This is a genomic window from Mesorhizobium sp. W016 (genome assembly GCF_054719485.1).
The window spans coordinates 4,550,294-4,562,225 of record NZ_JBTTIF010000002.1 but is presented as its reverse complement, the minus strand read 5'-3'; the positions used below and the strand labels follow the sequence as shown (position 1 = coordinate 4,562,225).

Genomic DNA, 11,932 nt, shown 5'->3' with positions numbered 1-11,932 from the left:
CATGGCGGAGTTGCGGGGAGGGCTCATCGGCTGCGGCTTCTTTGCCATCAACCAGATGCATGCCTGGCGCGACATTGAAGGCGCCGCGATGGTCGCCATTTGCGACCGCGACCCGGAGCGGCTGCGCATCATCGGCGACCAGTTCGGCATTGCGAAGCGCTACACCGACGCGGCAGAGATGTTTGCAAGCGAAAGCCTCGACTTCGTCGATATCGCCACTACCGTTCCCAGCCATCGTCCGCTGGTCGAGATGGCGGCGCTGCACCGTGTGCCGGTGATTTGCCAAAAGCCGTTCGCGCCGACGCTTGCCGACGCCAAGGCGATGGTGAGGGCCTGCGTGGAAGCCGGCGTACCGCTGATGGTGCATGAGAATTTTCGCTGGCAGTCGGCGATCCAGGCGGTGCGTGCCGTGCTCGACAGCGGCGAGATCGGCACGCCGTTCTTCGGGCGCATCTCCTTCCGCTCTGCCTATGACGTGTTTTCCGGCCAGCCCTATCTCGCCAAGGGAAAGCGCTTCATCATCGAGGACCTCGGTATCCACAGTCTCGACATCGCCCGTTTTCTACTGGGCAACGTGTCGACGATCACGACGCGAACCGCGCGCATCAACCCTGGCATCGCGGGCGAAGATGTCGCGACGATGCTGATGGACCACAAGAGCGGGGCGACGTCAGTGGTCGACTGTAGCTACGCGACGAAGCTCGCCACCGAACCGTTTCCCGAAACGCTGATCGAGATCGACGGCAGCGACGGCACGATCCGCTTGGCGCAGGGATATCGGCTCACCGTCACCGGCAGGAGCGGCACGAAGATCACCGACGTTTCGCCGCCCGTACTCGCCTGGGCATCGCGCCCATGGCACAACATCCAGGAGAGCGTCGTCGCCATCCAGCAGCACTGGGTCGACTGCCTGGCAAAGGGAACCGAGCCGGCGACCTCGGGCGCCGACAATCTCAAGACATTCGCGCTGGTCGAGGCGGCCTATCTGGGCGCCGCGAGCCACGAACCTGTCCACCTGGATGGCTTGCTGACATGACAGCCGACGCCTTCCTCCTATACGGCACACGCGTGGTCGAGGTCGAGCCGGTTAGGCTGAGTGCGGGCTTGCTCAGCGCCGACTTTGTCAACGGCAGCCTGCGCACCATCCGTTACGGCGGCATCGAAGTGCTGCGCGCCATCGCCTACATCGTGCGCGACCGCGACTGGGGCACCTATGAACCGGCGCTGACGGACCTTGCCGTCGATCAGGACGCCGACAGCTTCTCCGTCAGCTACTCCGCAACTTGCTTAGCGCCGGGCGGAAGCCGGCTAGACTTTCGCGCTACGATCAAGGGCTCCGCCAACGGTAACCTGGTGTTCGACGTCTGCGCGGTCCCTGAAAGCGATTTCGAGACCAACCGTTGCGGTTTCTGCATCCTGCATCCGATCGCCGGCCTCGCCGGCAGTGCGGTGACGGTCGAGCATACCGACGGCAGCGTGGTGGCGACGAAACTGCCGCTGTTGATCGATCCCTGGCAACCTTTCAAGGATTTGCGCGCGATCACCCATGAGGTCCGGCCGGGCATCACTGCCGAATGCCGGATGGAGGGCGACACTTTCGAGATGGAGGACCAGCGTAACTGGTCGGACGCGTCCTACAAGACCTATGTGCGGCCACTGGCGCTGCCTTGGCCCTATGTGCTGCCGGCCGGCCAAACTGTAAGCCAGACGGTCAGGCTTCGCATCACCGGCGAGGGGGGAATGCCGGCCGCAGCATCTGCCGCCGAACCGGTCAGCGTCGAACTCGGCGAGACCGGGCAGAGGCTGCCGGATCTCGGCGTGATCATCTACCCGGATGAGGTCGAAGCAGCGCTCGCAAATCTTTCGACATTGACCGAGCTCGGCCCGCAGCAACTTGTCTTCCACTACGATCCGACGCGCGGCCACGGTCTCGAAGCATTGCAGTCTTATGCAAGGCTCACCGCCGCCTATCCGGTGCAGACGACGCTGGAATGCGTCGTTGCCTGCGCGGGCGACCTCGATGCCGAGCTGTCAGGCGTTGCCGACATTGTGCGTCAAGCCGGGTTGAAGCTTTCGGCCATTGCCGTCTCGCCTTCGGTTGACCGGCAGTCGACACCGCCGGGCAGTGCGTGGCCGGACTGTCCGCCGCTCGAAGACGTCTATGACGCGGCGCGGCGCGCCTTTCCCGATATCCGGCTTGGTGGCGGCATGTTCAGCTATTTCACCGAGCTCAACCGCAAGCGCGTGCCGGGGGGCCTGCTCGATTTCGTCACCCACTGCACGTGCCCGATCGTGCACGCTGCCGACGATCTCAGCGTCATGCAGTCGCTGGAGGCGCTGCCCTTCATCACCGCGTCGACGCGGGCGATCTTCGGGGCAAAGCCCTACCGCATCGGTCCGTCGACGCTCGCCATGCGCCAGAACCCCTATGGCGGCGCGACCAAGGGCAATCCCGGGGGACAGCGCATCGCCATGGCCGATCGCGACCCTCGTCATGCCGGCCTGTTCGCTGCCGCATGGACGATCGGCTATGCCGCGCGTGTCGCGCCGGCCGGGCTGGAACTGCTCACGCTGTCCGGCTTCGCCGGGCCCTTCGGCGTGCTCGCAGCATCCGGCGAACCCGTCGCGGAAGGATCGCCTCGGCCGATCTTCGATGCCATCAAGGGGCTTTGCGAACTGGCCGGCCTTACGTATGTGGCGACGAAAACGAGCGACGAGACCAAGGTGCTGGCGCTGGCCGGCCGCTCCGCTTCGGGCAAGACCGTGGCGTGGCTGGCGAACCTGACGGCGGACGACGTGACGGTCGACATCTCAGCGCTTGGCCGAGGCCAACTGGTGATGACCCCTTACGCGATCACGCGGATCAGCTGAAATCAGTTGCCGGAGTTCATCACATAAAGCGCGCGCGAGCGCTCGAGGTGCTTGATCATCGCCTTCTCGGCGCCGTCGGCATCCTTCTTCTCGATGCGGCCGATGATCTCTTCATGCTCGGTCAGCGTGAACTGTTCCTTGCCGGTCCAGATCAGCATTTCGGTGTGATATTCCTTCAGCCAACCGAGCATCGCCTCGCTGACGGCGATATAGATCGGGTTGCCTGAAATGGCCGCGATCTGGGTGTGAAACTTCATGTCGGCTGAAATGAAACCCTCGGAATCGCCGCGAAAGCCACGCTGTTCGGCAATTGTGGCCCGCAGCTGCTCAACGTCCTCGGCAGTGGCGTTTTCGGCGGCTTCCCTGACCATACCGCGCTCGAAGAAGATGCGCGCCGTTTTCAGGTGTTCCAACGTGTCCTTCGACGACGACAGGATGATCTTGGCTGCGCCATCGACCTGCTTGATGATCGACTTGGCGGTCAGCTGCAGCACCTTGGCGCGTTCCCCATGCGAGATCGCGACGAGGCCCATATTGCTCAGCGCCTGCATCGCCTCGCGGATCGCGGGACGGCCGACCTCGAAGCGCTCCATCAACTCGCGCTCCGACGGCATGTCGTCGCCCGGCGTCAATTCTCCGCTGGTGATCAGGCGCTTCAGCCGCAAAAACACTTCGTCGGAAAGTTTGCGCCGGACGATCGGCTCCGAACGGTTCATCGTCGCGAATCACTCCCTTGACCTGTGTCTATCTAGCATTGCCACCGCGATTTTCGGAACGCCTGTCTGACCGCTCGACCGTACCCCGCCAGACAGGATATCACTTGCAAAGCTTATGTACTCATTATACCAGGTTTCGACGATCAAGGAACTCTTTTCGAACCCCCTGCGGCCTCAGACAACGAACCATGATCACGCTCACCTACCGCATCGAGACATCAGGCAGCATCGAGAGGCTGGCAGCCAAGATCGCCAGCGACCAGTCGACTGGAACCTTCGTCGCGCTGCCCGGCGAGACCGAGGAACTGAAAGCCCGGGTGGCCGCGCGTGTCCTGGCCATTCGGCACCTGCCGGACGCACTTCGCCCCTCCATTCCCGAGGCCGGTAACGGGCCGTTCAAGCGCGCGGATGTCGACATCGCCTTTCCATTCGATGCCATCGGCCACGACCTGTCGGCTCTGATGACCATTGCCATCGGCGGCGCCTATTCGATCAAGGGCCTAACCGGCATTCGCGTTGTCGACATGAAGCTGCCGGAGCAATTCCGCGGCGCGCATCCAGGTCCGCAATTCGGCGTCGCCGGCAGCCGCAGGCTGACAGGTGTCACGGATCGGCCGATCATCGGCACCATCGTCAAGCCGGCGCTGGGGCTGCGGCCCCCCGAGACCGCCGCGATGGTGAGCGAGCTGATCGCCGCCGGTGTCGATTTCATCAAGGACGATGAGAAGCTGATGAGCCCAGCCTATTCGCCGCTGGCGGAGCGGGTAAAGGCAATCATGCCGCTGATCCTCGACCACGAGCAGAGGACCGGCAAGAAGGTGATGTATGCCTTCGGCATCTCGCATGCCGACCCGGACGAGATGATGCGCAATCACGATCTGGTGGCCAAGGCCGGCGGAAATTGCGCGGTGGTCAACATCAACTCCGTCGGTTTCGGTGGCCTGGCCTTCTTGAGAAAACGCTCCAGCCTGGTGCTTCACGCTCATCGCAACGGCTGGGACATCCTCACCCGCCATCCCGGCCTCGGTATGAACTTCAAGGTCTGGCAACAGTTCTGGCGGCTGCTCGGCGTCGACCAGTTCCAGATCAACGGCATCCAATCGAAATACTGGGAGCCGGACGCGTCTTTCGTCGAGTCCTTCAAGGCGGTGACGACGCCGATTTTTGCCCCTGAGGATTGCGCCTTGCCTGTGGCGGGCTCCGGCCAATGGGGCGGGCAGGCGCCCGAGACCTATGAACGGACCGGCCGGACGGTCGATCTGCTCTATCTGTGCGGCGGCGGCATCGTCAGCCATCCGGATGGACCGGGCGCCGGGGTGCGTGCCGTGCAGCAAGCCTGGCAGGCGGCGGTCGACGGCATTCCGCTGGCGGATTTCGCCTTGGGCCATCCGGAGCTGGCGCGGTCGATCGAAAAGTTCGGCGACGGCAAAGCGGCCTGAAGCGATGCAAGATCTGCTTCTCAGCTATTATGGCGATGACCTCACCGGTTCGACCGACGTCATGGAAGCGCTCGAACTCGGCGGCGTGCCGACCGTGCTGTTCATGCGCCAGCCGGACGCGGCCATGGTTGAGCAGTTCAGCCATTGCCGCGCCATTGGCCTGGCCGGCACCAGCCGCAGCGAGACGCCGCAATGGATGAACACGCATCTGAGCGATGCCTTCGCTTGGCTGAAGACGCTGAATGCCGCGATCTGTCACTACAAGGTGTGCTCCACCTTCGATTCCAGCCCGACCATCGGCAGCATCGGTCGCGCCATCGAGATCGGCCGCTCGGTCTTCGCGCAGGACAGCGTGCCGCTGCTGGTCGGGGCGCCGCAGCTCAAGCGTTACACGGCCTTCGGTCATTTGTTCGCGGCCTATCGTGAAAAGTATTTCCGCATCGACCGCCATCCGGTGATGAGCCGCCACCCGACGACGCCGATGGATGAATCCGACCTGCTGATCCATCTGTCGCGGCAGACGGAGCTCACATCGGGGCTGGTCGACCTCGCGACGTTGCAGTCGGTGGCGCGCTCGGAGGCCTTCGACCGCTTGCTCGCAGAGGGCACCGACATCGTACTTGTCGATGTCGACAGCCGCGAGACGCAGGCGCTTGCCGGCAAGGAGATATGGCGCGCCCGCAAGCCGGGCGGTTCGTTCGTCGTCGGCTCGTCGGGGATCGAATATGCGCTGCTGGCCGAATGGGTGTCGAACGGGACAGTCAGAGCTGAACCAGAATTTTCGCCGCCAGGTGCCGCCGACCGGATCGCGGTCGTCTCGGGCAGTTGTTCGCCGACGACCGAACGACAGATCCGTCACGCTTTGACTGACGGCTTCGACGGCATCGAGGTCGATCCCGTCGAACTGGTCTCCGAAGCTTCCGGAGATGCGATTGCACGCGCGGCGGCAGCCGGTCGCACCAGCCTGGAAGCCGGGCGCAGCGTCGTTCTCTACACGGCCCTTGGACCCAACGCCGACAGGGGGGGCGAAATCGACCGCCAGGAAGGCGCCCGCCACAAGCTTGGTCGCGGCCTCGGCGAACTGCTTCGCGCGCTGACGATCGAGCAGAAGTTGCAGCGCGTGGTCATAGCCGGAGGCGACACGTCGAGCCACGCTCTCGGCCAGATGGGCGTCGGTGCGCTGACGGTGCGGATGCCGCTGCCGGCGTCGCCGGGCTCGCCGCTTTGCGTCGCTCACTCGCGTATTGAGGCGATCGATGGGCTGGAGGTGGCGCTCAAGGGCGGGCAGGTCGGAACCGACCGCTATTTCAGCGCCATCCGCGACGGCCTTAGCAGCTGACAACGCGTCGCTCCGGCAACCGCGAGATCCATCCGAAGCCTTTTTGTCGCGTATGTTGACGTTAAATTCACATAAAGATATGAGTTCTTTGTTGCGGCGAGGTGCTTTTGCCGTTTGTCCCCCTTGCTCAATCGGGGTTGTCGCCATGTGTTTCGCCCTTGCATCAGACTGCAGGATCGCCCTGTAGCAATCGCCAATGCTGAAAGAGGCGGTGATCATGCCCAGCCTGCTCGGAATCGATAACGGCCTCACGGTCACCAAGGCGGTCATCTTCGATGCCGACGGCACGCAATTGTCCGTGGCGCGTCGCCGGGTGCCGCAATCGATGCCCCACGCGCGCTGGGTGGAGCGCGACATGTCAGGCCTGTGGCAAGCAACCGCCGACGCCATCAAGGAGGCGATCGCGCTCTCCGGCAGGCCGGCGGAAGACATCAAGGCGGTGGCGGCGACCGCGCATGGCGATGGTCTCTATCTGCTCGATCATGATCATCAGCCTTTGGGACCAGGCATCCTGTCGCTCGACAGCCGCGCCGGCGACATTGTCGACAGGTGGTCCGCCGGTACCGTTTTCACCGATGCGCTGGCGACGACAGGCCAGACGCCGCATGTTTCGGCGCCGTCGGCGCTGCTGGCATGGCTCAAGCAGAACGATCCTGATCGCTATGGCCGCATTGGCCATGTGCTGGCCTGCAAGGACTGGCTGCGCTTTTGCCTGAGCGGCACGATCGGTACCGACCGCACGGAGGCCAGCACCTCATTCACGGATTTTCGCACGCAAGCCTATGCGCCTGAAGCGCTGCGCATCTTCGGGTTGGAGGATCTGTTCGACGCGCTGCCGCCGGTGGCGCATTCGGCTGACATCGCCGGTCAAGTCACCGCCGATGCCGCCGAAAAGACCGGCCTTCGCAAGGGAACACCGGTCGCCTGCGGCCTGCACGACGTGGCCGCCTCGGCGCTTGGCATGGGCGGTCATGAGGACGGCGTGCTCGCCATCGTCGCCGGCACCTATTCCATCAACGAAGTCGTCTCTTCGCAACCGCGCGTCGACCGACGCTGGTTCTGCCGCAACGCCATCGATGCGGGCCGTTGGAACAACATGTCGATCTCGCCGGCCTCGACCGCGAACTACGACTGGTTTCTCGACACGTTTTGCCGCGCGGAGCAGGACAGGACGGATGGCGGTTCCATCCACGAACTGCTGGCGAGCGAGATCGACGCGGCGCTGAAGAAGCCTTCCACCGTCCTGTTTCATCCCTATCTGTTCGGCTCTCCCTATGGCGATTTGGCCAGCGGCAGCTTTGTCGGCCTGCATGGCTGGCACAATCGCGGCGACATGCTGAAGGCGGTTCTGGAAGGCATCGCCTTCAATCACCGAACCCATGTCGAAGCCTTGCGCGACGGCTTTGCTATCAGCGAGATCCGCCTGACCGGCGGCGGCTCGCGTAATCCTGCCTTCGTCCAGATGTTTGCCGACGTGCTGAACGCCCCGGTCACCGTCACCTCGACGGATGAGACCGCGGCTTTGGGTGCCGCGCTTTGCGCAGGTGCCGCGGTCGGCTTGTTCAAGACGCCGCAAGAGGGCGCCAGGCAGGTCGGCATGACGGCGCGGACGTATCAACCCGTGCCCGCTTCCAGTGCTGTGTTCAATGAGCGGTTTTCGCTCTACTGCCGCATAGCCGAGCAGCTGAAGTCGCTTTGGCCTGATATCGAAAGGCTGGCGGGGGTAAACGCATGATCAAGGCCGACGAACGACGCGAAGAGATCGCCGATTATGTGATCAAGCTCGGCCAGGTGCGCATCGATGATCTGGTCGAGCATTTCGGCGTGTCGCGCATGACCATCCACCGGCATATCGACCGGCTGGCGCAGCAGGGCGTGCTGCGCAAGCTGCACGGTGCGGTGACGGTCCAGCCTTCCGGCCTGTACGAGAGCGCTTTCCGCTACCGGGTGACCGTCAATCGAGCCGAGAAGGATGCACTGGCGCGGGCGGCACTGGATTATATCGAGGCCGGCCAGGTGGTGATGCTGGACAATTCATCGACGGCAAACGCGGTCGCGACGCTGCTGCTCGACGTCAAGCCGCTGACCGTCATTTCCAACAGCGTCTCGACGGCGGGCCAATTGATCAATGTGGACGATATCGATTTCATCTGCCTCGGCGGCCAGTATCACGGCACCTACAATGCCTATATCGGCATTGTCTGCGAGAACGCCGTGGCGCAGTTGCGCGCCAATGTGCTGATCTGTTCGGCTTCGGCCGTCACCGGAACCACTGCTTTCATCCAGGATCCGAATGTCGTGCGGGTCAAGCAGGCGATGATAACCGCCTCCGTGAAGCGCATCCTTTTGGTCGACCACGCAAAATTCGACCGGATCGCGCTGCATGTCTTCGACGATCTGACCAGTTTCGACGCCGTGCTGGTGACCGAGGGCCTCGGCGATGCGCAGGCGCAGAGCCTCGAGCGGGCCGGCGTGAAACTGCGCATCGTCAAGACGAAAGCGCCATGAACCCAACAGATGGAGCAGGGGCGGACAATCCCGCAGGGCGTCTCGCCGCGGTGGCGGGGACCGGCGAGGTCGACGTCGTCATTCTTGGCGCCGGCATCAACGGGGCAGGGCTGTTTCGCGATCTGTGCGCGCAAGGTGTCAGCTGCCTGATCGTCGAAAAGGCGGATTTCGGCTCGGGCACCAGTGCCGCGCCGTCGAGGCTCATCCACGGCGGCTTGAAATATCTCGAGACCGGCGAGTTCGGGCTGGTGGCGCAGTCGACGCTCGAACGCAATCTGCTTCTTCAAAACGCGCCGCACTATGTCAGCCCGCTGCCGACCGTCATCCCGATCTTCTCGTGGAGCAAGGGCATGCTCGCGGCGTTGCGAACGCTGTTCGGCTCGACCAGCGCGCCGCGCAGCCGCGGCGCCATACTGATCAAGATCGGCTTGATGATCTACGATTTCTACGGTTCACGAAACCAGGTCATGCCGCGCCACCGCATGGTCGGGCGGCGGCAGGCGCTTGTTGAGATGCCGGCGCTCAATCCGGCGATCGTCGCCACCGGCACCTACTACGACGCCAAGATAAGTCACCCGGAAAGGCTGGTGCTGGAACTGATCCTCGACGGCTTGCAGGCTCACGCAACGTCTGCCGGTGCCAACTACACGACACTGGCGGCTTCAGCCAATGGCGTGCTCACATTCCAGCCGGAAAACGGCGCGGCCTTTTCGGTGCGGCCGAAGCTGGTGGTGAACGCCGCCGGTCCGTGGATCGACGACGTCAACGCGCTGCTTGGTGCTCCATCGAAGATGATCGGCGGCACCAAGGGCTCGCATATCCTGTTAAGGCATGACGAACTGGTCAAAAGCCTCGCCGGGCGCATGCTCTATTTCGAGGCCGATGACGGCCGCATCTGCCTGGTCTACGACTATCTCGGCCTGGCGCTGGTCGGCTCGACCGACATCAAGGCCGACAATCCGGACGCGGTCCGCTGCGAACCCGAAGAAGTCGACTATCTGCTCGACAGCGTGCGAACGCTGCTGCCGGGCATGGCGTTCGAGCGCGACCAGATCGTCTACGCCTATAGCGGCATCCGGCCTCTGCCGACGTCCGAGGCGTCGACACCAGGGCTGATCAGCCGCGATCATTCAGCGCCGGTCGCCGAGCCGGACGGCAACAGGCCCTTTGCAGTCATTTCGCTGGTCGGCGGCAAATGGACGACGTTCCGCGGCTTTGCCGAGGAAGTCGCTGACACGGTACTCAAGCGCCTGCAGCGCAGCCGCAAGGTGACGACGCGAGCCATGCCGATCGGCGGCGGGAGGAATTTTCCGGCCAATGCCGCCGCGCGCGCGGACTGGCTGGCTAAGGCACAGCAGGCAACAGGCGCCGGGGAAAGGCGCCTTGACCAATTGCTGTCGCGCTACGGGACCAGAGCCGTTGAGATCGCCAGGCACGGGTCGGATGATGAGGGTCGTCGTCTGCCGGACTCGGACGGCTACGGCAAGGCGGAAATCGACTACATCGTGCGCAACGAATTCGTCGAACATCTGGCCGATGTCGTCATGCGCCGCAGCACGTTGGCGATAGGCGGCTCGCTGACGAGCCGCGAACTGCAGGAGATTGCCGCGATCGCGGGGCGGGCGTTGGGGTGGAGCACCGAGCGCCTCACGCGGGAGGTCGAATCCGCTGTTGTCGAGCTCGAGGGCAGGAACCTGATGCGGCTGGACTGATCGCTTGATCGCCGACGCCTAGCTTTTCCTGAGGCAATCCGATCGATTTGCCCTGTTGCGCCGTGTGCATCACCTTCCCATTTTGCACCCGGATTGGGATTTGCCGGCGCCTACGGGCTCATGCTGTCACTGGATACGGTAACACAAATTGACGTTAAATTAACACTACCGTATGGTCATATTATATGCTTACCTTCTAATAGGCTCGCGTTGGCTGCGGAACGTCGGCTGAGGCAACCATCTGCGGAGGGATTGACAGCGGTGCAAAGGTATGAAAATTTTTGCACACAAAGATAATATTATCACCCTGGGGAGGGGATGGCTTGAATTCCGGCGGAAGCGCAAACCGCGACCATGAATCCAGCCTCGCCACGCGCGCGGCCTGGCTGCACTATGCCGGTGGTCTGACCCAGGCCCAGGTGGCCAAGCGGCTTGGCCTGACCAGCCTCAAGGCGCATAGGCTGATCACCAAGGCCAACCAGGAAGGTCTGGTCAGGGTCTTCATCGACGGCGAGGTCGCCGAATGCGTCGACCTGGAACAGCGCCTGATCGCCGCCTTTGGGCTCCACTATTGCGAGGTGGTTCCCGATCTCGATCAGGACGAACTGCCGCTGAAGGGGCTGGGCATTGCAGGCGCCCAGTTCCTGAAGCGCGAAATCGATCGCGGCGAAGACATGCTGATCGGCGTCGGCCATGGCCGCACGCTTGCCGCCAGCGTCGAATATCTGACGCGCGCAACTGCTGCTCACATCCGTTTCGTCTCGCTGCTTGGCGGCGTGACGCGCAAATTCGCCGCCAACCCGCACGACGTCATGCATCGCCTGGCAGAGCGGACAGGCGCGCAGGCCTTTGTGATGCCGGTGCCTTTTGTCGCCAATACCGCCGAGGACCGTGAAGTGCTGCTTGGCCAACGCGGCATCAGCGATGTGTTCGCTCTCGCCAGCCGGTCCGACCTGATGTTCGTCGGAATAGGCACGGCCGAGCGGGAGGCGTCGCTGGTCGCCACCGGCATGATCGAGCCTTCCGAAATCGATGAGGTCAAGCGGGACGGCGGCGTTGGTGAATTGCTGGCGCATTTCTTCGACGACAAGGGTGGTCCGGTCGAAACGGCGCTGTCGGAAAGAATACTGGCGCTTCCGCGGGATCAGTTGAAGGGCCGCAGGATCGTTGCCGTCGCCGGCGGCAAGGTGAAGGTGCGCGCCATCAAGGCAGTACTCGAAAGCCGTTATCTCAGCGGCCTGATCACCGACGAATGCACGGCCCGCGCGCTGGTCGAGCTCGACGATGCAGCCGGGACCGCGAAGCGCCGCGTGAACGGAGGAACTTCGAATGCGTGACAACGGAAAA

The 11,932-nt window shown here is 63.4% G+C and carries 9 protein-coding genes; 8 read left to right on the top strand and 1 reads right to left on the bottom strand.

Annotation, left to right across the window (positions count from 1 at the left end; all coding sequences use genetic code 11):
* Position 1: 1 nt before the first annotated feature.
* Positions 2–1,036: a Gfo/Idh/MocA family protein gene (locus ACYG9V_RS22655; protein WP_023830589.1), complete on the top strand. Its 1,035-nt coding sequence runs from the start codon at positions 2–4 to the stop codon at positions 1,034–1,036.
* Positions 1,033–2,871: a D-apionate lactonase gene (gene apnL / locus ACYG9V_RS22650; RefSeq protein WP_352763559.1), complete on the top strand. Its 1,839-nt coding sequence runs from the start codon at positions 1,033–1,035 to the stop codon at positions 2,869–2,871. Before ACYG9V_RS22655 ends, apnL begins: the two co-directional genes overlap by 4 nt.
* A 2-nt stretch (positions 2,872–2,873) precedes the next feature.
* Here apnL and ACYG9V_RS22645 read toward each other — a convergent pair whose 3' ends face one another.
* A complete protein-coding gene (locus ACYG9V_RS22645) occupies positions 2,874–3,587 on the bottom strand; it encodes a transcriptional regulator NanR (protein ID WP_352763561.1) in 714 nt (237 codons plus the stop codon).
* Between the two features lie 188 nt (positions 3,588–3,775).
* On the opposite strand from ACYG9V_RS22645, the gene oiaX reads away from it, so the two are divergent.
* The 6 genes from oiaX to ACYG9V_RS22615 all read left to right on the top strand — a co-directional run bounded on the left by oiaX (position 3,776) and on the right by ACYG9V_RS22615 (position 11,922).
* A complete protein-coding gene (oiaX, locus tag ACYG9V_RS22640) occupies positions 3,776–5,026 on the top strand; it encodes a 3-oxo-isoapionate-4-phosphate decarboxylase OiaX (RefSeq protein ID WP_352763563.1) in 1,251 nt (416 codons plus the stop codon).
* Positions 5,027–5,030: 4 nt separating this feature from the next.
* Complete coding sequence (locus tag ACYG9V_RS22635) at positions 5,031–6,365, top strand: four-carbon acid sugar kinase family protein (protein ID WP_352535316.1); 1,335 nt, start codon at positions 5,031–5,033, stop codon at positions 6,363–6,365.
* A gap of 217 nt (positions 6,366–6,582) precedes the next feature.
* Positions 6,583–8,100, top strand: a complete 1,518-nt coding sequence (locus ACYG9V_RS22630; RefSeq protein ID WP_352763717.1) for an FGGY-family carbohydrate kinase — start codon at positions 6,583–6,585, stop codon at positions 8,098–8,100.
* Positions 8,097–8,873: a DeoR/GlpR family DNA-binding transcription regulator gene (locus tag ACYG9V_RS22625; protein WP_460222017.1), complete on the top strand. Its 777-nt coding sequence runs from the start codon at positions 8,097–8,099 to the stop codon at positions 8,871–8,873. Before ACYG9V_RS22630 ends, ACYG9V_RS22625 begins: the two co-directional genes overlap by 4 nt.
* Positions 8,870–10,585, top strand: coding sequence for a glycerol-3-phosphate dehydrogenase/oxidase (locus ACYG9V_RS22620; protein ID WP_352763569.1), 1,716 nt, complete (start codon positions 8,870–8,872; stop codon positions 10,583–10,585). Before ACYG9V_RS22625 ends, ACYG9V_RS22620 begins: the two co-directional genes overlap by 4 nt.
* Positions 10,586–10,908: 323 nt before the next feature.
* Positions 10,909–11,922, top strand: a complete 1,014-nt coding sequence (locus ACYG9V_RS22615) for a sugar-binding transcriptional regulator (RefSeq protein WP_352763572.1) — start codon at positions 10,909–10,911, stop codon at positions 11,920–11,922.
* Positions 11,923–11,932: the final 10 nt, after the last annotated feature.